This window comes from Pseudomonas sp. NFACC24-1 (assembly GCF_900115235.1).
Lineage (GTDB): Bacteria > Pseudomonadota > Gammaproteobacteria > Pseudomonadales > Pseudomonadaceae > Aquipseudomonas > Aquipseudomonas fluorescens_AA.
The window spans coordinates 39,891-63,085 of sequence record NZ_FOVS01000020.1 but is presented as its reverse complement, the minus strand read 5'-3'; the positions used below and the strand labels follow the sequence as shown (position 1 = coordinate 63,085).

Here is a 23,195-nt window from a genome sequence, read left to right as displayed (position 1 = left end):
TTTTGGTGGTGCTGATCGTTCCCACGCTCCCGCGTGGGAACGCATCCAGTGACGCTCCGCGTCACCGCTGGACGCGGAGCGTCCCGTGCTGCATTCCCACGCAGAGCGTGGGAACGATCAATCAGATCTCCGGTGCCGGTTAGAAACTCATGTCCACCTTGGTCCAGAGCGTGCGCCCCGGTTCGTTGATGGCCTGCGGGTCGCTCGCCGGGTAGCCGAACCCGGCGTTGCCGGCCAGGTTCAAGTGTTCGGCGTAGGCTTTGCCGAACAGGTTGTCGACACCGCTGCTGACCTTCCAGTGTTGATTGATGCGATAGGCGCCGTTGAGCGAGAACACGCCGAAGCCCGAGCTTTTGCCGTAGTCCTTGCCCACCACGTTGCCCTTGTTTTCATCGACACGGTGTTGCGCCGCCACCACCCGCCACAGGGCCCCGGCGCTCCAGCGGTCTTCGCTGTAGGTCAGGCCCAGGCGCGCGTCCAGCGGCGGCATTTGCGCCAGGGCGCTGCCGTCGCTGCTGTTTTTGCCCCAGGCGTAGGCCAGGGTGGCGTCGGCTTTCCAGCGCTCGCTCAGTTTGTAGGCCGCACCCAATTCACCGCCCATGATCCGCGCATCGATGTTCTCGGCCCGGGAGGTGCTGCCCATCATCCCGGGGGTGTAGTCGAAGAGGATGTAGTCGCGGACCTGGCCGACATAACCCGACGCCCAGGCTTCGAGGATTTCGGTCTTGTACTGCAGGCCGAAGTCGAGCTGGGTGGTTTTCTCCGGCTTGATCGAATCGAAGGCATTCAGCGACCCGCTGGGGCCGGCGTCCGGCGAGAACAGCTCCCAGTAGTCCGCAAAGCGCTGGGTGTGACCGACGCCTGCGTAGAGGGTGGTGGGGCTGTCGTCCAGGTCGTGCTCGTAGCGGACAAAACCGCTGGGCAGTGTGTCGGCGCGAGTGTCGTCTGCGGTGGGGTTGGGGCGGGCCGACATGCCGGAACCGATGCTCTGGCGGTAATCCTTGGCTGAGGCGCGGTCGAGCCGGGCGCCGGTGATCACCCGGTCGCGATCGGCGGCGTACCAGGTCAGTTCGCCGAACACCCCGTAGTTGTGGAAGTCGGCGTCCTTGGTGTACGGCAGGTCCTTGTAGGTGTCCACGCCCATGCTGCTGCGTTGGCGATGCTCGTTGGTCTGGGCGTCCAGGCCGCTGATCAATTGCACATCGGCCCAGCGCCAGGTGGCCTTGATGCGCGCGCCGAGGGTGCGGCGGTCGACGTTGGAAGCCATGGGCCCGGCCATCATCCCGGTACCGGACGGCGTGCGCAGGGTGTAGTTGTCCATCACGTGGTCGGCGTAGTTGTAGTAGACCTGGGCCTCGACCTTGTCCAGCAGCTCGCCGATGTTCGAGCGCTCGAAACGCAGCCCGAGGCTTTCGCGCTTGAACTGTGAGCCGTCCATGCCGCGTCCGGCGTAGCGCGCTTCACCGTCGCCCTTGCCGGCCGTCAATTCCAGCAAAGTGTCGGCGTCCGGCGTCCAGCCAAGGGTGACGTCGCCATTCCACTTGTCGTAGCGTGACGGCACGGTGTCGTTATTGCCGTCGCGGTAATCGTCCGAATGGGCGGTGTTACCGATCACCCGTACATAGCCCTGCGGGCCACCGGCGGCGGCATCCACCACTTTGTCGAAACGGCCGTTGGAGCCGGCCAGCACACTGGCGTTGACCCGGGTGCCCAGCTCGCCGAACTGTTCCGGCTCGCGTTCGAACAGCACGGTCCCGGCCGAGGCGCCGGGGCCCCAGAGCACGGTTTGCGGGCCTTTGATGACGGTGAGCTTGTCGTAGGTTTCCGGCGAGATATAGGAGGTCGGTGCGTCCATCCGGCCTGGGCAGGCACCCAACAGCATGCTGCCGTTGGTGAGGATGTTCAGCCGTGAGCCGAACATGCCACGCAGCACCGGGTCGCCATTGGTGCCGCCGTTGCGCACCAGGGCAAAGCCCGGAATGGTCTTGAGGTAGTCGCCGCCATCACTGGCCGGCACCGGTTGGCGCGGGTCCTTGGGGTTGGTGACGACGGTCAGCGGCGAGCTGGGGGCGATGGCGGTGATGACCGTCGGGCTCAGTTCTTCGACCTGATGGTCGTGATGCTCGTGCTCGTCGGCCAGCGCGAGAGGCGTGAGCAGCAGGCCACACAGGGCGGCGATGGTTTGGCGCAAACGAACCCGTGGCTCGTTCAGGGGGCAGCGAACCTGGGCAGAGCCCAACGCGATGCCAGCAGAAAACCTGGACATGATGATTCCATCGAACAAACGTAGACGACACGGTCGGGCAGCCTGGGACTGTCTTGTACGACCGGGTGAGTGGAGTGTCGGCTTACGCGTCGAGGGGCGGTGCGCGGGTGCGGGCACCCGGGAAGAACGCGGTGCGGGCATGGCCCAGGCGCGGGGAGGGGGCGGTGTAGGTGTTGGCCAGTGGTGTGTCAAAGGTGGCGAAGCCATGGCCGCCAGTCAGCGCCGGACAGTTGAACAGCAGGCTGCAATAGCCACACTTTTCCCACAGTGCGTGGTGCTCGCGCTGGGGCGGGCAGTGTTCGTCGGTTGATGCCTCATGTTCGGCGTGGACTCCCGCCGGCATGTCCATGCTCATGTCCATCGACATGCTCATGTCCATGCTCACAGGCATGCGTTGATCCATCGGCATCGACTGGGAAATCAGCGGACCGATAAAGATCATCAGCATGGCGAACAGGCTGATCCAGCTGCCGCGTGTCAGGCTCATGGGCTGACGGCGGGGCATGGATGGCCTGGCGCGAAGGGCGTGCACGGGCGGCTACGTCTACTGGGCGTGCATGTGTGTCTTGGTGCCGTCGGGCGCTTTTTTCTGCACCGCAACCTCGACCGTGACATCCCCGGCTTTTTCGAAATGCAGGGTCATGGGGAAGCGCTTGCCGTCGCTGAGCAGGCTGCGGTCCTTCAACTCCAGCAGCATCACGTGATAGGCCATTGGCGCGAAGGTGACAGTCGCACCCGGGGCGATATCGACGTCGGATACCGGTTGCATTTTCATCAGGTCGTTTTGCATCACATGCTCATGGAGCTCGGCCTTGCCGGCGATGGGTGAGTCGACGCTGAGCAGCTTGTCGGCGCTGGTGCCGCCGTTGTGGATGACGAAATACGCGGCCACGGTCGGCGCATTGGGCGGCAACTCCTGGGACCACGGGTGGGCGATTTCAAGATCGCCTGTCTTGTACTGGTGAGCTTGGGCAAAGCCGACGGGAAGCAGCAGGGCGGCCAGCAGGATAAGTCTGTTCAACATGGCGATTCTCCGGAACGATTCAGGGCGCAGGTGTGTGCGGAAAGAATCAGACCAGGGGCGAGGCGCGGGGGTTGAGGCTTGGCCATTGCTGGCGGGGCGTGGGGTGGTCGGGCTTCAGGTGGACGCCACCGCGATGGGCCAGTTGCGCATCCAGATACAACTGCGGGACATGCCCGGCGAGCGCCACCAACGGCGTCGGACCTGAGCAGCACCAGCAATGCTGCATCGTCGAGTGATTGTCTTTCTGTGGCGTGCCCTGTTCGAGCGTGCCCAGGGAAATCGCGACCATTTTCGTGCCGCTGGACGAGCAGAAACTGCCCCACAGCAGTTGCTCGGCTGGCGAATTGGCAGTCGCGCCACCGCTGTTGGAAAGCGGCATGGCAAGCATGTTGAACAGCACTGCGAAGCAGGCGATCCAGGCAAATGCAAGCCGTTGTCGGGACATGGGGCAATCCGCTCGGTTGGGCGATCAGGTGGCGGTATTTAGCCTGATCGGGGTTGAGAAGTAAAAAAGGCGCGTGCGGTATAGGGTCGCAGGGTTTGCATTAACAGTAGCAACGGTTTTTGTAAGTGGATGCTTTTGTGGCGAGGGTGCTTGCTCTCACTGGGCGCGCAGCGGCCCTGAATATCAAGTTGCGAGGTGTGTCAGGAGAATGACAGCGATCCTTTTTGGGGCTGCTGCGCAGCCCGGCGGGAGTAAGCTTCCTCGCCACGGGAGATGTTGTTGATCAGTTGATATCCGGTTGTTTCCAATCTGTATCGTGGTCAATCCGAGTTACATCTTTTGCCCGGGCGATATCATTAAGGGCTGCTTGAACCAATACACCGTCACCCGCATCCTCTTCGAGACAAGCGTCTAGATAGGCCTCTATTTCCTCAGGCGTTTTGATGTAGGTAGCAGCATCGAAGCGCGTAGCGGCTTCATCCCGCAGAATTTTGGCGAACTCAGGGTCACGTTTGGTTCGTTCCACAATCGTATGTTTATAGCTTCGTGTAAGGGCCATTTTTTTACCCTGAATCTAATGGCGTGCGTAGTTTTTGTGGCGAGGGGATTTATCCCCGCTGGGCTGCGAAGCAGTCCCAAAAGCTGGCACCTCGCAGCATCAGCCTAACCCCGTGCTGTCGTTCAGGGGCTGCTATGCAGCCCAGCGGGGATAAATCCCCTCGCCACAGGGCGGCGGCTGTGCGCAGGTTAGTCGACCGGGGAGTCCAGCAATACCGGCGCGCCCGAGGGCGCCCTGCGCACAACCACCATCGAGTGCAGGAATGACTACCTGACTGGACGGAGCTTATGAACCAGCTGAAGACCACGGGCGACTAAACCCGATCATTGATGGGCAGTGACGGGGACCAAGTTACCGAGGGATCCCAAAGCGCACAAGCCAGCGGATTCTGGCGTAGTTGTAGGGAGCGGCGCAAGACAATGTAGCCAGGTGCCGAAGTTCTGACGGACGAAATTGTAGGGCTGTTCGGAGTTTCTAAACATCGCGACAAAAACGGCCTTAGATCGGGTCCCGCAACGCCAACAAAACCTCACCCACTGTCCCAAACTCCCGATCAACAACCGGCAACACCGGCCGCTTCAACACCAGCACCGGCACCCCAAGCTCCCTGGCTACATCCAGCTTCGGCTCAGTAGCCATGCTCCCGCTGTTCTTGCTGATCAGCACATCGATCTGCCGACGTTCGAACAGTTCGCGCTCGTCTTCGAGGTGGAATGGCCCACGGGCGCCGATGACTTCGCAGCGTTCATTGCCGGGGTAAACGTCCAGGGCGCGCAGGGTCCAGAATTGCTCTGGCGGAATCTCGTGCAGGTGTTGCAGCGGTTCGCGGCCGAGGGTGAACAGTGGGCGGCGGAAGGGTTGCAGGGCCTGGATCAGTTCAGCCCAGTCGGCCACTTCGCGCCAGTCATCCCCGGCCTGGGGCTGCCAGGCTGGACGGCGCAGGGCCCAGCAGGGAATGCCGCAGGCGCGTGCTGCGTGGGCGGCGTTGTGGCTGATTTGCGCGGCGTAGGGGTGGGTGGCGTCCAGCAGCAGGTCGATGCCCTCGGCGTGGATGAATTGCGCCAGGCCTTCGGTGCCGCCGTAGCCGCCGACGCGCACCTGGCAGGTGAGGTCGGTGGGGACGCGACCGATGCCAGCCAGGCTGTAGATGTGATTGGGTCCCAGGGGGCGGGCGATGGCCAGGGCTTCGGTGACGCCACCGAGCAGCAGGATGCGTTTCATTGGAAGCCTCCGGCGTGACCGACGATCCCACCCTGGCGGTCGATGGCGAAGACTTCGACCTGGACCTGGGCCGGCACCACGCTGCGAGCGAAGGCCAGCGCGTGCTCGCACACCGCATCGCCGAGGGCGATACCGGCGGCGCTGGCCATCGCCAGGGCCTGTTGGCTGGTGTTGGCGTCTCGGATGCCCTGCTGCAAAACCTCATCGGCACCGATGGCGGCCGCCCATTCGGCCAGTTGCGGCAGGTCGATGCTCGAGTGACGGCTGTGCAGGTCCATGTGACCGGCGGCGAGTTTGCTGATCTTGCCAAAGCCGCCGCAGAGGCTGAGTTTTTCCACTGGCACCTTGCGCACATGCTTGAGCACGGCGCCGACGAAGTCGCCCATTTCGATCAGGGCGATTTCCGGCAGGTCGTAGACCCGGCGCATGGTGTCTTCGCTGGCATTGCCGGTGCACGCGGCGATGTGCAGGTAACCGTTGGTCTTCGCCACATCGATGCCCTGGTGGATCGAGGCGATGTAGGCCGCGCAGGAGAATGGCCGGACGATCCCGCTGGTACCGAGGATCGACAGGCCGCCGAGGATGCCCAGTCGCGGGTTCATGGTTTTCAGCGCCAGGGCTTCGCCGTCCTCGACGTTGACTGTGACTTCGAAACCACCGGCATAGCCGCTTTCCTCGGCCAGGCGGCCCAGGTGATCGTTGATCATTTTGCGTGGCACCGGGTTGATCGCCGGCTCACCGACACCCAGCACCAACCCGGGCCGTGTCACCGTGCCTACGCCGCGACCGGCGACGAAGCGCACGCCGGGTTGGGCGATCAGGCGTACCTGGGAAAACAGCAGGGCACCGTGGGTTACGTCCGGGTCATCGCCCGCGTCCTTGATCGTCCCGGCCTCGGCGCCTTGTTCGGTCAGGCGGCAGAACTCCAGGCGCATCTGCACCTGCTTGCCCTTGGGCAGTACGATTTCCACGGCGTCGGCTTCGATGCCGCGCAGCAGCAAACGGGCCGCCGCCAGGCTGGTGGCCGTGGCGCAACTGCCGGTAGTCAGGCCGCTGCGCAGGGGGGCGGGTTGTTCGGCGGTTTCGTCACGCATCGAGAGGTTTCGTCAGGTCCAGCAATGTAATCGGCAAGGCCTGGCGCCAGGTGTCGAATTCGCCCAACGGCTGGGCCTGGGCGATGTGGATGCGGGTCAGCTCACCGCCGTGACGTTCGCGCCAGTGCATCAGGGTCATTTCGCTTTGCAGGGTCACGGCGTTGGCAACCAGCCGACCGCCGGGCTTGAGTTGGGCCCAGCAGGCGTCGAGCACGCCTTCGCGGGTGACGCCGCCACCGATGAACACTGCGTCCGGACGCTCCAGGTTGTCCAGCGCCTGCGGGGCACTGCCGCGAATCAGTTGCAGGCCGGGCACGCCGAGGGTGTCGCGGTTGCGTTCGATCAAGCCTTGCCGGCCTGCGTCGGCTTCGATAGCCAGGGTTCGGCAACTGGGGTGGGTGCGCATCCATTCGATGCCGATGGAGCCGCTGCCGGCGCCGACATCCCAGAGCAACTCACCGGGGGTCGGGGCGAGGCGGGCGAGGGTGATGGCGCGCACGTCGCGTTTGGTCAACTGACCGTCATGCTCGAACGCGCTGTCCGGCAAACCGGCCAAGCGTGACAGTCGCGGTGTCGACGGTTCGGCCCGGCATTCGACGGCGATCAGGTTCAGGTCGGCGACGGTGTCAGCGGACCATTGCGCGGCGCTACCGTCGATACGTCGTTCTGCCGCACCTCCCAAATGCTCCAGCACAGTCATGGTACTCGGCCCGAACCCCCGCTCGCGCAGCAACGTCGCCACGGCGGCAGGGGTGTGACGGTCATTGCTCAGCAGCAACAGCCTGACGCCTGTGGATAAATGCCCATTGAGCGCCGCCAGGGGGCGTGCCACCAGCGACAGCGTGACTACCTCCTGCAGCGGCCAGCCCATGCGCGCCGCGGCCAATGAGCAGGAGGAGGGCGCGGGGATGACCAGCATCTGATCGCCCGGCAGCTGTTTCGCCAGGCTCGCGCCTACGCCGTAGAACATCGGATCGCCGCTGGCCAGTACACACACCGACTCGCCCCGTCGCGCCAGCAGCGGTTCCAGGGAAAACGGGCTGGGCCACAATTCCCGTTCGCCGCGGATGCACACCGGCAACAGCGCCAACTGGCGAGCGCTGCCAACAATGTGTGATGCCCGCAGCAAGGCATGGCGAGCCGTTCGGCCCAGGCCCTTGAAGCCGTCTTCGCCGATGCCCACTACGGTCAGCCAGGGGGTCATCTCTGTTCCTCGATTGAATGGGGTTGATCGACAGGCGTGTTGCCGCCGCGAACCGGGCCGCCATCATACCGCGCCCCGGCGGATCAGGCGCCTGGCGCAACATCATTGTGGCTGCCAGACCGCTTTCGCGAGCAAGCCCGCTCCCACAGGGGATTTGGGGTGAGCACAGAATCTGTGCACAACCTGACCAAAACTGTGGGAGCGGGCTTGCCCGCGAAGGCGGCGGTACAGACAACATCATAGGATCAGGCAGCCCGTGTTCTTGAGCTCTCTGGCTTCAATCCGACCAGCAAGCTTTTCATGACCCCCGGCAAAGCAGGCATAATGGCGCTCCTTCGCCAATGTGGCGTTTCTTATCTTTGCCGGTCTTCCCTTGAACGAACGCCCATCCTCCCTCGTCGTACGCCCCTCCGGTTGCCCGGGGTTGCTGCGTGTCGTCCAGGCGCTGGACGGGGGGATCTGCCGGATCAAGCTTGATGGCGGTTCCATCCAGGCGGATCAGGCCGAAGCCGTGGCCTCTGTGGCCGAGCGGTTCGCCGGCGGTGTAATCGAGGCGACCAACCGGGGAAACCTGCAAATCCGCGGGATCGGCCCTGACCATGACGCGCTGATCGATCCGTTGCTGGCTGCCGGGCTTGGCCCGCGCAATCCCGCGGGTGATGACGTGCGCAACCTGATGCTCAGTCCCGCGGCCGGGATCGATCGGCGGATGCTGTTCGACACCCGCCCGTTGGCCGCGCAGATCCTCGTCACCCTGCAAACCCATGAACGCTTCCATGAACTGTCGGCCAAGTTCGCCGTGCAACTGGACGGCGGAGAAGCGTTGGCGATGCTCGAACATCACCACGACGTGTGGCTCTCGGCCCTTGTCCGTAACGGCGAGCCCTGGCTGGCCTTCGGCTTGGCCGGCACCCCGCTGGATAAACCGGCGGGCAAGGTGCCCCTGACCCAGGGGCATGCCTTGGTGGTGGCGGTGCTGGAGTTGTTCCTCGACTTGGCCCGCCCGGACCAGATCCGCATGCGCCACTTGCTGGCTGAAGTCTCTGTGGATGAGTTCATGACCCGGCTGGCCCGTCGTGTGCCCCTGCAAGCGTGCCTGGATTGGCAGCGGGATGCGTCCATCGATGGACTGCACCTCGGTGTTCATCCCCAGCACGACGACCGCGTCTACGTCGGTGCGGCGGCGCCCCTGGGGCGGCTCGATGCGGTCATGCTACGGGGGGCCGCGCAACTGGCGCGGGAGAAGGGCGATGCAAGCCTGCGTTTCAGCCCTTGGCAAAGCCTGCTGCTGCCCAACGTGCGCCGCGCGGATGCCGACCAAGTGCTGGCGCGGCTTGAGGAATTGGGGCTGTTAGGTTCGAACGATCAACCCCTGGCGCAACTCATCGCCTGCACCGGTTCCAGTGGTTGCGGCAAAGCCTTGGCCGACACCAAGGCCGACGCCCGCCAACTGGCCGAGCTGCTGCAACGCCAGGGTCAAAACCTGAAGGTTCATCTGTCGGGCTGCCCGCGTTCCTGCGCGGCGGCCCACGTCGCGCCTGCCACCTTGCTGGCGGTCGCCCCCGGTCGTTACGACCTGTATTTTCGCGATGCCACGTTGCCAGGTTTCGGCGCGTTGCAGGCACACAATCTGACTATTGAAGCGCTCGGCCACTGGCTCGACGCTCGCCCCCGGAGCCCCCTTGATGCTTGATTACATCCGCGACGGTCAGGAGATCTATCGCAACTCCTTCGCGATCATCCGCGCCGAAGCCAACCTGGCGCGCATTCCGGCCGACCTGGAGAAACTCGCCGTGCGGGTGATCCACGCCTGCGGCATGGTCGAGGCCATCGATGGCCTGCAGTTTTCCGAGGGCGCGGGCACGGCCGGGCGCCAGGCGCTGGCCGCCGGTGCGCCGATCCTGTGCGATGCGCGGATGGTTTCCGAAGGCGTGACCCGGGCTCGCCTGCCAGCCAACAATCCGGTGATCTGCACCTTGCGCGACGAGCGTGTACCGGCATTGGCCCAGGAACTGGGCAACACCCGTTCGGCGGCAGCGCTGGAGTTGTGGCGCCCGGACCTGGAAGGCAGTGTCGTAGTCATCGGTAACGCACCGACCGCGCTGTTCTACCTGCTGGAAATGCTCGATGCCGGCGCGCCGAAACCGGCATTGATCCTCGGTTTCCCGGTGGGCTTCGTCGGCGCCGCCGAGTCCAAGGCGATGCTGGCGGCCAACAGCCGTGGCGTGCCATTCGTGATCATGCAAGGCCGTCTGGGCGGCAGCGCCATGGCCGCCGCCGCCGTCAACGCCCTCGCCACGGAGATTGAATGATGCAGCAGCCTGGACGTCTGATCGGCCTCGGCGTGGGCCCCGGTGACCCGGAGCTGATTACGGTCAAGGCCCTGCGCCTGCTGCGCGAATCGCCCGTGGTGGCGTATTTCGTCGCCAAGGGCAAGAAGGGCAACGCCTTCGGCATCATCGAGGCCCATTTGCAGGACGCGCAGACGTTGCTGCCATTGGTCTACCCGGTCACCACCGAGGTGCTGCCGGCGCCGCTGTCCTATGAACAGGTGATCGCCGATTTCTACGACACCGCCGCCGAGCAGTTGGCCGTGCACCTGGATGCCGGTCGCGACGTGGCGGTGATCTGTGAGGGCGACCCGTTCTTCTACGGTTCCTATATGTACCTGCACGATCGCCTGGCCGAGCGTTATGAGGCCCAAGTCATTCCCGGCGTCTGCTCGATGCTCGGCGGCGCTTCGGTGCTCGGCGCGCCGCTGGTCTATCGCAACCAGAGCCTGTCAGTGCTCTCCGGTGTCTTGCCCCACGACGATCTCAAACGTCGCCTGGCCGATGCCGATGCGGCGGTGATCATGAAGCTGGGACGCAATTTCCCCAAGGTTCGCCAGGTGCTTCAGGAACTGGGCATGGACGGGCGGGCGCTGTACGTCGAGCGAGCGACCATGGCCAACCAGAAAATCGTGCCGTTGGATGAAGTCGAGCCGATGTCTTCGCCGTACTTCTCGCTGATCATCGTGCCGGGCGAACGGTGGCAGGGTTGATGGCCGCCAAGACGCCGGCCATCGTCATCCTCGGCCCCGGCAGCCTGGCAACAGCCCGGCGGATCCAGCAGTGTTACCCCGACGCCCTGATTTACGGCCTGGCCGGGCGGGTCGAGGGTGATCGGCAATACCTCGAGTTCGGCGCGACGTTGCGCGAACTTTATCAACAGGACACGCCGATCATTGCCCTGTGCGCGGCGGGCATTGTCATCCGTACCCTGGCGCCGCTGTTGCTGGAAAAAGGCGCCGAGCCGCCGGTGCTGGCAGTGGCCGAGGATGGCAGCGCCGTGGTGCCGCTGCTGGGCGGCCTGGGCGGGGTGAATGGCATGGCCCGGGACATCGCGGCAATGCTGCAGGTCACGCCGGCGATCACCACCAGCGGTGAGTTGCGTTTCGGCACGTGCCTGCTCAATCCACCCAGCGGTTACAGCCTCGGCGACCTGGAGCAAGGCAAGCGCTTCGTCTCCGACCTGTTGGCCGGCGAGCCGGTGCGCATCGAAGGTGCAGCACCATGGCTGGATCAAGCGCAGTTGCCCCAAGACCCGCAAGCCCGGCGCACGATCCACGTTAGCCATGCCCAGCGTGAGGCCAGTGCCCATGAGCTGTTGATTTATCCCCGCAGTGTCGCGGTGGTGGTGAGCGCCGAGGTGGCTGATCTGCCAAGCGCCGTTCGTGCAGCTTTGCAGCAAGCCAACGTGGCGATTGCGAGCCTGGCGTGCCTGGTGGCGGCGGATACGCTGATGGCCAGCACGGCCTTGCGTGAAGCCGCGCTGGAACTCGGGGTGACGCTGCGCTTTGTGGCGGCGACAGGCGATGCCGCCACCTTGGCCCGCAGCTCGATGCCGGCGGCGACCCTCGTTTCGGCAACGGGCAACCTGGTCATCGCCGTCGCCGCGCAGCCCTTGGATGTGGCCCGAATCGGGCGTCCGCGTGGCCGCCTGGCGGTGATCGGCCTGGGGCCGGGCGCTGCCGAGTTGACGGTGCCGGCGGTGAAAGCCGAACTGGCGCGGGCCACCGATGTGCTCGGTTACGAAACCTATGTGCGCATGGCCGGCCCGTTTCGCGACGATCAAGTGCTGCACTGCACCGACAACCGCGAAGAAATGCAGCGCGCTCGTCACGCCTTTGAACTGGCTGCCCTGGGTCGTTCGGTGATTGTGGTGTCGTCCGGCGACCCGGGTGTCTTCGCCATGGCGGCGGCGGTGCTCGAAGCGTTGCACGAATCCAGCGACCCGGCCTGGCATCAGGTGGACCTGGAGATCCTGCCCGGGGTGTCCGCCTCCCTCGCGACCGCCGCCCAGGCCGGTGCGCCGTTGGGACATGACTTCTGCGTGATGTCGCTGTCGGACAATCTCAAGCCCTGGTCGATCATCGAAAAGCGTTTGGACCTGGCTGCCGAAGCCGACCTGGCGCTGGCCTTCTACAATCCGATTTCCCGTGCGCGACCGTGGCAATTGGGGCGTGCGCTGGAGATCGTCGCCCGGCACCGCACGCCGGAGACGCCGGTGGTGTTGGGGCGTGACATCGGCCGTCCGGGCCAGACCCTGCGTGTCACCACGTTGGGACAGCTCACGGCCGAGCAGGTGGACATGCGCACCATGGTCCTGATCGGTTCCTCCACGACATGCGTTTTCCCAAGGGCCGAGGGGGGTGATTGGGTCTATACGCCGCGTTGGTATGGCAGCAAGCCGGTCTGACGAACGGCAGTGGCCTGCCCGGGTCACCGCCTCCTGAATCCTCCCGACGCTGGCGCCTGCTCTCGGTTTATGCGTCGGTATCCAGTTTTATCTGGATGTGATCAATCCTGACTTTAGTTGGCTGTTTTATAGGTGTTGAATAGCAAGTTCTACCGTTCTGTTTGCCAAGTTGTAAAGAAGCAAGATAAAAGCGAGTCGTTGGAAACTTATTGAATTCCTTGTCGATTGAGCGGTGAGCCGGTGAGAGTTATGTTCGTTTTTCAATTCGCTGGCGCTCATGTCCGTGCGAGTGATATCGATTGATTAATCGAGTAAGAGACTTTGTAGGCTGTCAGCGCATGGACGCGTGTCGTTCAACTTCTCGTCACCTGGAAACCTGAGGGTATGCCGGGGTTAGCTATATATACAATAAATGGAAGTATTGTTTATGAGTGAATCTGTGATCTCATCGGCGGACAGTTACGCCGATTTCGTGGACTTGTTAAAACTCAAGGAGCTTGAACAAGCATTAATAGTACACAAGGGCACCGATGAGTATGAGGCGGTGTTGCGTTATTACTTCGGCTGCATCGCCTTGCTCGACTCACCACAGTTGTTGAAGCCATTAGGGTTGCTCAAGCAGGCGCTGGGCGCCTTGCAGGGAAACAGCAGGCCTCCACATACGTCCGAGTCGACGGGTGACGCCGGGCTCATGGACCTGACGCAAATCCATGACAAGATCGAGGCTTTCGAAGCGCGCCTGCGCAACAGCTTCGAGCTATTAAAGCAGCCAGCCACCGAAGTGCCGAAAAAACTGCATTTTGTCTGGTTGGGGGGCGGCGTCGGGGCGATTCAGCGGGACTATATCAATATCTGGAAACAGGTCTTGGGCCCGGAGGGCTATCGCCTCAATCTCTGGTATGACAGTGACGCGCTGCTGGCCTATGAAACCAACCGGATCATTGTCGAAGCTGCCAAGGCCGATGCGATGCTCAAGGGGGCAGACACCAGTGTCGATGCGCTGGAATTGGGTGATCGTTATGAAGAGCGCGTCATCGTTCTGAAGCAGCAGATGTACGCCCATATCACCCAGGCGGTGAAAAACGGCGGCAGCGCCGACGACGCGAGAATCGATTTGTTGGTTCGGGCTTACGGCCAGGATAAAGTGCGGCTGATGGCGCTGAGGGACGATAACCGTCTCAGTCTTGCGGCATTGGCCGAAGGAAGCCTGGAATTGCGCGACCTTGCAAGCGCTGAAGTAGTGCTGCAGTTGCGCGACCTCTACGAACGCGAGATCAGTCTGCGCGGCATGTTCGCCGGGGGCTCCGATATCGTGCGTGTCGAAGTTCTGTTTGCCGAAGGCGGCAGTTACGCTGATATAGACGGCTTGCCTCCACTGGCAGAACGGTTGGGTGAGGTGGATATCCGGGAATTTCAGACTGATGCGCGCTTGGGCGTGTTGCAGCTGCTGTTGGACCAAAACCCCGAGTGGATGCCAGGCCGTCAAGCGCTGCGCGGTAAATACGCGAATTACGTAGATGAAATTCCAACCGCGTATCGTGCGGCGCTTGAGCGTTTCGCTAAGAGTCGACCCGAGTTGAATCGCGTGTTTCGTTCCCCCGTAGAGCGCCTGGCCCGTCCGGACGAATTGCGCGCCGTCATCGAACAACATGCGTTGAGCAACGCGTTCCTCATGGCCCACCCCGGTGCGGCAAGGCTCAAGACCGTGATCGAGCGTTTTCGGCGCAACTATCAGGTCGTTGATATCACTGCGCGCTTGTCCGATGAGCAAAACGTCAGCCTGATGGATATCGAGACTATGAGCGGCCTGGCTCGCCAGGCGGCGACGCAGGTATACGGTGCGTTACACGAGCTGCCACCGGAAATGGACCTGGCCATATCTTTTCTGGTGGAGGCAGCCGCCGCCTATTACAGCGACGGCATCCGTCCCCAGAGCGAAGGGACGATCTATCTCACCGGTCCCAGCGCCTTGCGCCAGGGACTTGCCGATTATCATCGAATGCATTTCACCCCTCAAACCGCCGAACTGTGGCTCGCGGAGGCAGCCATAACGGCGACCTTCACCGTCAATCGGGCAACTGAGGAAGAACTGGATAATTCCTGGAAAGAGAACGAACGGGACACCATGCAATGGCTGGCTAACGAGAAAACAAGCTGGAAAAAAGGGCAGTTCAAGGTTCGTTATGAGGGGGACATGGCGGAGTTGCTCAAATACCGTACCCTACAGTTCGATGAAGGTTGGCCTGTCGTCGAGGGACGGCATGTATTGTCTACTGCCCTGCTGCAGCATCTTGCCGATGAGCTGGGTGCACCGTTCGTTCGGATGATGGGCCATAGTCACAGCGGCGAGGTAGCTTTCGATAAACCCATTCCACTGAGCTTCGATGCGCGGCAGTCGATCCGCGCCCAAAGCCCCTATGCTTTGCCACCCGTTTCGCTAGGCGATTCGCAGACGCGTCAACTGTCCCTCGCCGAGCTTCTGGGGCGCCTCGCCGCCGGGGATTTCGAAATCGCCCAGATGAGCCCCTTGCAGCGCCTGTTGCTAGGCGCCCTGGTCGGTGCGAGCGCCCTGGATAACCGCAGCTTCGACGCGATGCGTCCACAACTGGATAACCTGGCCAACAGCCTCGCCGGACACGGCACCGCCGGCCGCTATGCCGCACTCGAACAGGTGTTGTACCAACGTCAGGCACCGGCGTTCCTGGTCGGCCTTGCCAATGCCAACGACGACCCGCCAAGGCATGGCGAAACCGCTCTGGAGTTGAAAAAGGCCGCACTGGCGCAACCCTTGACGTTGCGTCAATGGGGCCGGCACGTGGCGCGGATCCGGCAAGTGGCGCAGCTTGAATACCGTGTGCGGATCGTCGAGCGTCTCGGTGGGGTGCTGGACGGTTTCGAAGCCGACACCATCAAGCTTGTCCCCCAGGATCTGCTGCTCCAGGGCGAGGGCGACAGGGTCGGCGGACGCTGTTATCCCTTGAGCCTGGCGATGGCTGCCGCATTGTCCCAGGGCAAGGCGGCGGTCAATACCCTGCGCGAGCGCTTTTATCTTGGGGTGATCGAGCCTGAGGCCAGCGACTCGACTATCTTCCTGGGCAGCCTCGAATCACTGCGTGACGTGCAGCTCGGCGACGTCGGCCGCACGCTGGCGCGCTCGGACCTGAACGAGGTCATGGACCTGCTGCACGCGCGGACATCGACCGGCACACTGATGCTCAACTCCGACAATCACGCCATGCTGGTGGCCAAGACTGTGGAGGGCGAGACCAGCACTTATCACTTCTACGATCCGAATTTCGGGGTGTTCGAGTTCGAGCATCCGGCACGCTTCAAACAGGCGCTGACACGGTTTTTCCTCGACGAGGGCATGGCCATTCATTACGCGGCCTATGGCGATGCGGCGCGTCCGACCTTCGACCTGATCGAGCTGGATGGTGGGCGAGTGGCAAGCGTGGTCTTGCCGGGTGAAATTGACGTCGCGAAATTGCTGCTGCCCGGCGCGTTGCCCGGACAGTCGCCGCGCCCGGTCCGGCAACGGCTGGCTAGCGCTCGCGGGCAGTCGTTGCAGAGTAATCCTCGGCTTGGCAACTGTCTGCTGATGCTGGACGCGTATGGGTGGAGCCAACAGATCGAACAGGCGACGGTTCGCCTCCAGCGGGAAAACCAACTGGGCTCACACCTCGTGCCGTTGTTCGACACCTTGGAGGTGACCTCGGACGGCGCCTACCGGATGAACCTGATCGACCCGGCCGATCCGGAACGTCCGGTGCGGATCGTTTCCGCCGACCATGGGCTCCTGCGCATCAAGAACTACCTCTCGGAACGTTTTACGACTTTGGCCAACAAGCCGGTCGTGCCGAGCGATCCCACCGAAGTGGGCAGCGTCCACACCCTTAACGCCGGCTTTGCGATCCAGGCGCTGATGAACGCCTTGCGGGGCCGGGAAGGGGTGGACCGGCCCCTGACCCTGGCCGTCCGGCTGCATGCCTATGTCAACTATGCGCAGCTGGTGCATGGCAACGTGGCTGATGTCGCGGGGCTGTTGGGGCTGGTTCGCCAGGCCCTGGCGGAAGAAAAGCTGATTGCCCGTACCGTGGCGCCGGTGGTCAAGGCGGCGGTGGGATCCAGCGTCAGTGAAGCGACCGGCGGACTGCTGCAATTGGCCAACGTTGGGTTCGATATCTATCAATTGGCGACAGCGCAAAACGAAGCTGAGCGCGCCCAGTTCGGGACCCAGTTGGCTTTCGACTCGGCCAGCCTAGTCTTGTCGGGAGGTGCTTATGCTGTCGGCGCCACGGCCGCCGGGGCTTTCCTGGGGGGCGCCGCGGTGATACTCGGTGGCTTGGCCGTAGGTGTGGCTGCCCTGGCCCAGGGCTTCGCCAGTATTACCGAAGAAGCCAAGCAGGTCGGGCTGTTTTTCGACGAGGTGAGCAAGGCTCATCTGGAGGCCTATCGACTCGACGCCACGCAGGGGGCCTGGGTGCCGCATTCGTCGCTGATTCTCCAGACGCTGGACCTGACCCGTGCCGAACTGGTGTTGGACGGCCCCCGGCTGTACCCGCTGCGCGATCATTTCGGGGTGCCGACCTTCGACGACGATTACGCGCGGGCGATCGATATACGCAGAGAGTTGAGGCTGTCAGGACGAACCACTTTCAGGCCGGGCGCTGGTTCAGTCATCGTCTTGCCCTGTACACCGCAAACCTGTTATCGCTACGAATACAAGGCGCTGCCGTTCGCAACACTGCGCCATGACCGCGGCTTCGACATCGCCCGGCGCCTGGAGAAAAAGAAAGCCGACGGCGGCTGGCTGTTCCTGTTTTCCTTCTATTCGTTTCCGAGTGACTACATCCTCTATCGCATGGTTCCGGACTATCGGCCCACGACGATCAACGTATTGCTCGACGACGTCGATCGCTCGCTGGTCGTCCCGGTGCTGCCCGCGGCCTGGCACGGCAAGGTCGCCTATCAGATTCGCAGCGCGGGCAAGCGCTGCGCATTGGTGCTCCATCCCGGGGTCGGCGTGACCCTTGAATCGCCAAGTCTGAAGCAATCGAGCTGGATCCTGGACGCCCCCTGGGCCAGCGAGGGCGATGTCCGGTTCGAGCGTTACAGCAAGCTGTTCATTGGCGACGTCCAGGTGACCTACACCGGGACGGGGCGCCACCAGACGCTGCTCAGGCTCGCTAAGGGGCAAGTGTTCCAGGTCGACGCCGGCGAGCGCAAACTCATCCTGGCCGAGGCGGATGTGCCACCAGGCATGGATCGCCAGGCTCTGCAGGATCGCCTGCGGACCCTGGCGCGGGAGCACCGCCTGGTCATGCCCTATACGCCGATCCACCACTATCTGATTCCGTTCGAAAAGCCCGAAGAGCCCCGCTATATCACTGCCTGGTACGACGCGAAGGGCGACCGCTTCCTTTATATCCGCAACGACCTGCCAGGGGCCGGCGACGCGGTGTTGGGAGCGGTAGTGGGTGATGCCTGTTATTTCTACGACCCGCAGAGCCCGATCATCTGGCAGGTCGATGCGGTCACCGGGCTGCTGAGCTATCGCTATTGGCTGTGGGGCGCCGGCAGAGTGACAGCCACCATCAAGAGCGTCGAGGCGGATGGGCAAGGGTTGGTGCAGGTCGTGCAGCACGTTACCCGCCAGGATCAGACCCTCGATGTGCTGGTGTATGTGATCCATGAAGGGCAACTGTTGCTCAGTTCGATCACTCGGGACCTGGATCCGGCGCTGGAGTCGGTGTTGAGCGCCGGCGAGACCCTGACGCAATGGTCGCAGGTATTGGGCGACGATTTCCTCGTGACACCGAGCGCCGCCCCTGAGGCCATGTTCCTGACCGTGGTCTGGCAACCGGCGCCCTTTGTTTCGATCTGTTGGAAGTCGGATGAGCAATGGCGGGACATGGCCTGGGTGCGTCGCAGCGACGGCCTGATCATTCGTCCCGTGCCGAGACGCAACGAACCGCATGGATGGGCCGATTCGATCAAGGACATGGCTGACCTGACATTGCTGCCGCCGCTGGGTGACGACAATATGTTTATCATTTACGACCGGCCCAAGCAGGCCCTGTGCTTCAGACGGCGTAGCGTGGTGGCGGGCAAGGCGCGCTGGTCCACTAAGTGGGCGAGTTCCGAGCGTCTGGAAAATGTTGTCGCTGTTGAGGGGGGGTACGTCGCGCTGACTTCGGGAGGCTTGATCTACAACCTGACCGGCGAGGGCAACTTGAAGCTCAGTGGCGTGAACGAAACCTGGTTCAAGGATCGGGTCCAGTGGTGGTCGGCCTTGGACGCCCTGGCTCGGCGAAACGCCAGTGAGAGTCTGGTTCTCATCGGCCTGGGCAACTTCAGCGCTGACGCGAAGTTGTGTGCCTGGTACATCGGTAACCGCCTGTTGCTGGCCGAGGCTGGCCCCGGCAAGGAAATCCGCCTGGTGGGCGTCACCCCGGACGGCGAGGCCGCCTGGTTGTTCGATGTGCAGGAGGGCGAAGTCTATCGCCAGGCATTTTTCGATACCCGGAAACTGGAGGCCGCCTTCGGCCAGGGTTCGCAGTTACTGAAGGCTGATGCGCTGCCTGTTCCACAGCCTGTATGGGCGCAGTGGCAGTTTGCCGAGCTGATGGTCGAAGGTGCCGGGTTGCGTGGCGTGACGTTCGATGGCGTGGTGGTTGCGTTGCGTGATCGAGAGCCGCCGTTGATCACCGGGGTCACTCGTCAATGGGTCATCACCCAGGGCGATCAGGTGCATGAGGGGCTCAGGCGCCTGGCGACTCAACCTTTGCACGGCCCGCTGCTATCGGTGGAGGATCCTTCCAGCCTGAAATGGTTCGTTGCCGAGACCGAACGGCTGATCCAGGTCTCCAAGGGCGCCATTCCCGCGGCCTTCGAAGTGCTCGGCACCCAGCGACAGACCCGTGTACTGGTGCATGAAAGCAATAATGGAAAGCTGCTGGTCCTGCCGGGCAAGGGCCCTGTGGGGGAACTCAGCTACGTCCAGCGTGAAGGTGAAGTGCTGGTTGTCGAGGGGCATGAGATGAAAATCGATGATCTGTTGCCGCTGATGCCCGACGACGTCACTACCCTGGTCCTGCGCATGGGGCAAGGCGCGGTGAGTTATCGATTGTCCAAGGCCGTCTGGCTGAGAGCCAGGTCGGTGATCCTCGATTGCCGGCCTCCGCTGGGCGATACGGTAACTATTCCCGGCAAGTTGATCTGGGAACTGGAAGATCCTGATGCCTTGCTGCTGAGTCTCGTCGATGAACACTTGGTGATCATCGATCCGAACAGCGGCCACAGCGTGATTTTCCGTGAAGTCCATGCCACGGACGTAAGCTTGCGTGGCGAGGTGTTGCTCAGTTTCGAGGGGAATCGACATTACGCCGTTTCGGCACTGGTCCGCTGGCTGGACGGCCAGCCGGGCACCCAGAACGGCGTGACACTCAAAGCCTTCAGCAGCACTTCATCTGCGCAGGAAAACAGCGTAGCGGATTGATCGCGGGTCGCGCCTACGGCACCAGATAACCTCGCACCCCGGTAAAAATGATCTGCGCCGCCAAGGCGCAGACAAACAGCCCCATCAGGCGGCTGACGATCTGCAGGCCCTGGTCGCCGAGGATGCGTTCGATGCGGCTGGACAGGTAAAGCACCACGCCGACGGTAAAGCTCGCCAGGGCGATGCTGATGATGGCCATGAGTTTGTCGTCCCAGTGCGGCTGGCTCACGCCCATCACCAGCAGGGCGCCGATGGTGCCGGGGCCGACGGTCAACGGAATGGTCAGCGGGACGATGGTCACGTCCTGCTGCACATTGTCGGTCTGCACGGCCGACTTGCCCTGGGCCATGCCCAGGGCCGAAATGAACAGCACGCTGCCGGCGCCGATCCGGAACGCATCCACGGTGATGCCGAACACGCTGAAAATCACTCGCCCGAACAAATACAGCAACACGCTGGAGATCAGCGTCGCCGTCGCGACTTTCCAGGCCAGGCGGCGTTGCTCCTTGCGCGAATAGCCGCGAGTCAGGCCGATAAAACATGACAGCACGAAGAAGGGGCTGTAGAGGACCAACATCTTCAGATAAACGCTGAACAGCACGTGGAGCATGGTCGGAACTCGCGACGAATGACAATTGACGTGGAGTCTATCAGGCGCCGGGGTGTCTGTCGGCTGGCCGTGGGCTTAAGGGTTTTAATGTAGTGAAACCTTGGTTTGTTTTTTTCTGTTAGTTGTTGGTTGTTGTCCTGGAATTAAGTGCGGTTACAGTTCTGTGCTTGTTGCCCTTAAGGTGGATAGGTAAGTATGGCGCTCGGGCCCATGGAGGGCTTTAATTAAATAAGGGACATATTCAATGAATACTAAATTTGATTCTATTATCACCTTGGCGGACCGACTGGAACGCCTGAATGCCTACGATATATCGCCGAACGATGTAATTGTTTCCCCTCGGATTGCCAGATATAAAACGGCAGGGTTTGACAACGAAATCGAAAAGCCGGACCGCGCTTCGATTGTCGGAGACGCTATCATGTCGTTCGTTTCAGGTATGACGGCGCAAAATCAAGCGGATATCCAGCATTCCTATCTATTTGCATCGCTGGTTGCCAGTAAGAAGTATCCAGGGGATGACGAAGGCGATAAATGGTATAAAACCTTCCTTGAGGTCATGCAGAGTTGTGGCTGGACCATTCTGCAGCATTACTACGATAAGGTTGCCGCGTCCGGCAAGAGTTTCAAGATGGATCAACTGGTGTTGAAAGTCCTCGGTTCGGCGGTGGCAGCGGCTGCCGTTCCTGGTCCGACTTCGTTGCTGATGCTGAAAGTGGCCGGTGATGCGATCGCCGCATTGCAAACCAATGACAAGTCGCTGCGGCTCTTTGACCAGAATATCCAGGAGTCCGGCACCGGTGGCTTTGGTGTGGCGAGCTGTCACGAAACCCCGCACGGTGAAATACTCATGGCATTAGGCGCCGTGCGCTTCATCAAGCGGACGAACCAGACCAAGGTCCTGTTCGTGGATTGGGATAGCAGTTCGGTAGACTTGTATCGCGGTGAATGCCATATGACCATGGTGCCGACAATTATCAGTGCGACTCGAGAAGCTATCATTAAAAAACTGGGTGATCGCGCAAAACAAAAAATCGACGAATACGAGATCTGATTGATTGATCTCCTGGCGACTACCGAGGTAGTCGCCATCCGTTAATGGAATAAGGTAATTGTCATGAAAGATCATTGTTCGGTTTTTATTGATGCCGGTGCTGTTGTCCTGCTGCCCACTGACCTGATTGGGCAGGACCGGCTCGATATATTGAATTCGATATTGTTTGCCCAGCTGGTAGCCAGTAAAAAATACCCCGCTCTTGCCCGGTCCAGTGACTGGTACTCAGCGTACCGGGAAGTACTGAATAATGGCTGGATGCAAAAGGCCGTGAGTTGGGACAGCTTTACACTCGCAGCCTCATCGAAAACCAACCTGATGGGATGTGTCGAAGAGCGGCTGGGAGAATATGTTGAGCGAACTTTGATTACGCAGGTAACTGATGTATTGAAGCGCGTCGCCCAGTTGTCCAGCACGTTGCCCGCTATCGAATTGCTGCGTGAACATGCCCATCGGCCGAAAAGTCCGGATTCGTCCGAGGCGCCCCATAAAGTACCCGACAGAATCAGGCTGCAAGTCATCCTGGCCCAACAGGGGCCTTTATTGAGTAGCGTCTGCCTGGAGTTCGAGCCCGAGCACGTGACGTCCAACCCTCTTGGACAACTCTTCTCCACCGATCCTGTGGTGGGCAATATTCAATTGCGTTGCTTCAAGGCGAATTTGTCCCAGGCGCTCTATGCGCCCTTCCGTGATGCGATTGTCCACAAGCTGGGGGATAAGGCCGCCAGGAACATCATCGATATTTCCGATGCGGTCGAGCAAGCGCAACCGGAAGCGGGTGCGTTATGACGGATCAAGGGTTTGGATCGGCCGACGGGCAGCGGTTGCGCCTGGATGAGGCATCGAGGGCAGCGGTGGTGGGCGGGAGCATCGTGTCCTTCGACGAGGGTTTGTCCCTCCAGGATCGCGAGGATATCTACCTGAGCAACTTGTACGCGCAATTGGCAACCCGTTCGGCGTACAAGGACGGTCTGGTCGGTAACTGGTTCGACTATTACAAGAACAAGCTCAGGTACCTGGGGTGGGACTCGGCGCGTCCTGTCAGTGCGGGGCAGGCCGGGCAAGGATTGATGGCCGATAGCGTTTCGCAGCAGATCGCCCGTTCCTTTGGCGCAGGCTATTCGCGGCAGGCCAGCCAGGCGATAGCAACGCTTGGACGAAGCCCTGCTGCGCTCGAGCTGTTTGAACGAACGAGCCTACAGCGCAATACGGGATTCTTCCAGGTGATCCCCTGCGCGGCCAAATCCCGCGGGAAAGTGGAAATCGCGTTGTATCACAAGCAGTTCCGCACCCGCAGGACGGTCTCGGGATTTCTGTTCTGGCCAATGGAGGAAGTGGTGGAAAGCAGCGTGGAGGATATGGCCATCGTGACATTCAGCACGCTGCATTACGCAACGTTCAGGCAAAAAGTCGCGGCCGCGGTGATCGCCGAAACGACTCGTCACCTGCATGAGCTGGAAATCTGAACGACGCTACGGGT

At 61.9% G+C, this 23,195-nt stretch carries 17 protein-coding genes; 8 read left to right on the top strand and 9 right to left on the bottom strand.

Annotation, left to right across the window (positions count from 1 at the left end; genetic code table 11):
- Positions 1-139: 139 nt before the first annotated feature.
- From BM317_RS18855 to cbiE, 8 genes are all read right to left on the bottom strand, one after another.
- A complete protein-coding gene (locus BM317_RS18855) occupies positions 140-2,266 on the bottom strand; it encodes a TonB-dependent copper receptor (RefSeq protein ID WP_092475650.1) in 2,127 nt (708 codons plus the stop codon).
- Positions 2,267-2,348: 82 nt separating this feature from the next.
- A complete protein-coding gene (locus BM317_RS18850; RefSeq protein ID WP_092475647.1) occupies positions 2,349-2,753 on the bottom strand; it encodes a DUF2946 domain-containing protein in 405 nt (134 codons plus the stop codon).
- Positions 2,754-2,810: 57 nt separating this feature from the next.
- Positions 2,811-3,290 carry a copper chaperone PCu(A)C gene (locus tag BM317_RS18845; protein ID WP_092171365.1) on the bottom strand — a complete coding sequence of 160 codons (480 nt, stop codon included), beginning with the start codon at positions 3,288-3,290 and terminating at the stop codon, positions 2,811-2,813.
- A 46-nt stretch (positions 3,291-3,336) separates the two neighbouring features.
- The gene (locus BM317_RS18840) at positions 3,337-3,735 is read right to left on the bottom strand and encodes a DUF2946 domain-containing protein (protein WP_092475644.1); all 399 of its coding nucleotides are present in this window, start codon (positions 3,733-3,735) and stop codon (positions 3,337-3,339) included.
- 283 nt (positions 3,736-4,018) lie between these two features.
- The gene (locus tag BM317_RS31200) at positions 4,019-4,294 is read right to left on the bottom strand and encodes a helix-turn-helix domain-containing transcriptional regulator (protein ID WP_256574171.1); all 276 of its coding nucleotides are present in this window, start codon (positions 4,292-4,294) and stop codon (positions 4,019-4,021) included.
- Between the two features lie 498 nt (positions 4,295-4,792).
- Positions 4,793-5,515, bottom strand: a complete 723-nt coding sequence (locus BM317_RS18830) for a cobalt-precorrin-6A reductase (RefSeq protein WP_092475641.1) — start codon at positions 5,513-5,515, stop codon at positions 4,793-4,795.
- The gene (locus BM317_RS18825; RefSeq protein WP_092171353.1) at positions 5,512-6,609 is read right to left on the bottom strand and encodes a cobalt-precorrin-5B (C(1))-methyltransferase; all 1,098 of its coding nucleotides are present in this window, start codon (positions 6,607-6,609) and stop codon (positions 5,512-5,514) included. The genes BM317_RS18830 and BM317_RS18825 overlap by 4 nt, the downstream gene beginning before the upstream one ends.
- On the bottom strand, positions 6,602-7,813 hold the full coding sequence (gene cbiE / locus BM317_RS18820) for a precorrin-6y C5,15-methyltransferase (decarboxylating) subunit CbiE (RefSeq protein WP_092475638.1): 1,212 nt from the start codon (positions 7,811-7,813) through the stop codon (positions 6,602-6,604). The genes BM317_RS18825 and cbiE overlap by 8 nt, the downstream gene beginning before the upstream one ends.
- Positions 7,814-8,186: 373 nt before the next feature.
- Here cbiE and cobG point away from each other — a divergent pair, with 373 nt between their 5' ends.
- The 5 genes from cobG to BM317_RS18795 all read left to right on the top strand — a co-directional run bounded on the left by cobG (position 8,187) and on the right by BM317_RS18795 (position 20,051).
- A complete protein-coding gene (gene cobG / locus BM317_RS18815; RefSeq protein WP_092475635.1) occupies positions 8,187-9,506 on the top strand; it encodes a precorrin-3B synthase in 1,320 nt (439 codons plus the stop codon).
- Positions 9,499-10,125 carry a precorrin-8X methylmutase gene (locus BM317_RS18810; protein WP_092475632.1) on the top strand — a complete coding sequence of 209 codons (627 nt, stop codon included), beginning with the start codon at positions 9,499-9,501 and terminating at the stop codon, positions 10,123-10,125. Before cobG ends, BM317_RS18810 begins: the two co-directional genes overlap by 8 nt.
- A complete protein-coding gene (locus BM317_RS18805; protein WP_060739361.1) occupies positions 10,125-10,856 on the top strand; it encodes a precorrin-2 C(20)-methyltransferase in 732 nt (243 codons plus the stop codon). The genes BM317_RS18810 and BM317_RS18805 overlap by 1 nt, the downstream gene beginning before the upstream one ends.
- Positions 10,856-12,553, top strand: coding sequence for a precorrin-3B C(17)-methyltransferase (gene cobJ, locus BM317_RS18800; RefSeq protein WP_092475629.1), 1,698 nt, complete (start codon positions 10,856-10,858; stop codon positions 12,551-12,553). Before BM317_RS18805 ends, cobJ begins: the two co-directional genes overlap by 1 nt.
- 427 nt (positions 12,554-12,980) lie before the next feature.
- Positions 12,981-20,051, top strand: coding sequence for a TcdA/TcdB pore-forming domain-containing protein (locus BM317_RS18795; RefSeq protein ID WP_092171341.1), 7,071 nt, complete (start codon positions 12,981-12,983; stop codon positions 20,049-20,051).
- A 13-nt stretch (positions 20,052-20,064) separates the two neighbouring features.
- Here the strand turns inward: BM317_RS18795 and BM317_RS18790 are convergent, their stop codons facing one another.
- The gene (locus BM317_RS18790) at positions 20,065-20,661 is read right to left on the bottom strand and encodes a MarC family protein (RefSeq protein ID WP_092171337.1); all 597 of its coding nucleotides are present in this window, start codon (positions 20,659-20,661) and stop codon (positions 20,065-20,067) included.
- Between the two features lie 244 nt (positions 20,662-20,905).
- Between BM317_RS18790 and BM317_RS18785 the strand changes: the two genes are divergently transcribed.
- The 3 genes from BM317_RS18785 to BM317_RS18775 all read left to right on the top strand — a co-directional run bounded on the left by BM317_RS18785 (position 20,906) and on the right by BM317_RS18775 (position 23,181).
- Positions 20,906-21,715, top strand: a complete 810-nt coding sequence (locus BM317_RS18785; RefSeq protein WP_092171333.1) for a hypothetical protein — start codon at positions 20,906-20,908, stop codon at positions 21,713-21,715.
- A 63-nt stretch (positions 21,716-21,778) separates the two neighbouring features.
- Complete coding sequence (locus BM317_RS18780) at positions 21,779-22,504, top strand: hypothetical protein (RefSeq protein ID WP_092475626.1); 726 nt, start codon at positions 21,779-21,781, stop codon at positions 22,502-22,504.
- A complete protein-coding gene (locus tag BM317_RS18775) occupies positions 22,501-23,181 on the top strand; it encodes a hypothetical protein (protein WP_092475623.1) in 681 nt (226 codons plus the stop codon). The genes BM317_RS18780 and BM317_RS18775 overlap by 4 nt, the downstream gene beginning before the upstream one ends.
- Positions 23,182-23,195: the final 14 nt, after the last annotated feature.

What these genes read in the sequence shown, in the direction of transcription:
- BM317_RS18855 (WP_092475650.1), bottom strand. Translation starts at nt 2,266, where the DNA reads ATGTCCAGGTTTTCTGCTGGCATCGCGTTGGGCTCTGCCCAGGTTCGC.
- BM317_RS18850 (WP_092475647.1), bottom strand. Translation starts at nt 2,753, where the DNA reads ATGAGCCTGACACGCGGCAGCTGGATCAGCCTGTTCGCCATGCTGATG.
- BM317_RS18845 (WP_092171365.1), bottom strand. Translation starts at nt 3,290, where the DNA reads ATGTTGAACAGACTTATCCTGCTGGCCGCCCTGCTGCTTCCCGTCGGC.
- BM317_RS18840 (WP_092475644.1), bottom strand. Translation starts at nt 3,735, where the DNA reads ATGTCCCGACAACGGCTTGCATTTGCCTGGATCGCCTGCTTCGCAGTG.
- BM317_RS31200 (WP_256574171.1), bottom strand. Translation starts at nt 4,294, where the DNA reads ATGGCCCTTACACGAAGCTATAAACATACGATTGTGGAACGAACCAAA.
- BM317_RS18830 (WP_092475641.1), bottom strand. Translation starts at nt 5,515, where the DNA reads ATGAAACGCATCCTGCTGCTCGGTGGCGTCACCGAAGCCCTGGCCATC.
- BM317_RS18825 (WP_092171353.1), bottom strand. Translation starts at nt 6,609, where the DNA reads ATGCGTGACGAAACCGCCGAACAACCCGCCCCCCTGCGCAGCGGCCTG.
- cbiE (WP_092475638.1), bottom strand. Translation starts at nt 7,813, where the DNA reads ATGACCCCCTGGCTGACCGTAGTGGGCATCGGCGAAGACGGCTTCAAG.
- BM317_RS18810 (WP_092475632.1), top strand. Translation starts at nt 9,499, where the DNA reads ATGCTTGATTACATCCGCGACGGTCAGGAGATCTATCGCAACTCCTTC.
- BM317_RS18805 (WP_060739361.1), top strand. Translation starts at nt 10,125, where the DNA reads ATGCAGCAGCCTGGACGTCTGATCGGCCTCGGCGTGGGCCCCGGTGAC.
- cobJ (WP_092475629.1), top strand. Translation starts at nt 10,856, where the DNA reads ATGGCCGCCAAGACGCCGGCCATCGTCATCCTCGGCCCCGGCAGCCTG.
- BM317_RS18795 (WP_092171341.1), top strand. Translation starts at nt 12,981, where the DNA reads ATGAGTGAATCTGTGATCTCATCGGCGGACAGTTACGCCGATTTCGTG.
- BM317_RS18790 (WP_092171337.1), bottom strand. Translation starts at nt 20,661, where the DNA reads ATGCTCCACGTGCTGTTCAGCGTTTATCTGAAGATGTTGGTCCTCTAC.
- BM317_RS18785 (WP_092171333.1), top strand. Translation starts at nt 20,906, where the DNA reads ATGAATACTAAATTTGATTCTATTATCACCTTGGCGGACCGACTGGAA.
- BM317_RS18780 (WP_092475626.1), top strand. Translation starts at nt 21,779, where the DNA reads ATGAAAGATCATTGTTCGGTTTTTATTGATGCCGGTGCTGTTGTCCTG.
- BM317_RS18775 (WP_092475623.1), top strand. Translation starts at nt 22,501, where the DNA reads ATGACGGATCAAGGGTTTGGATCGGCCGACGGGCAGCGGTTGCGCCTG.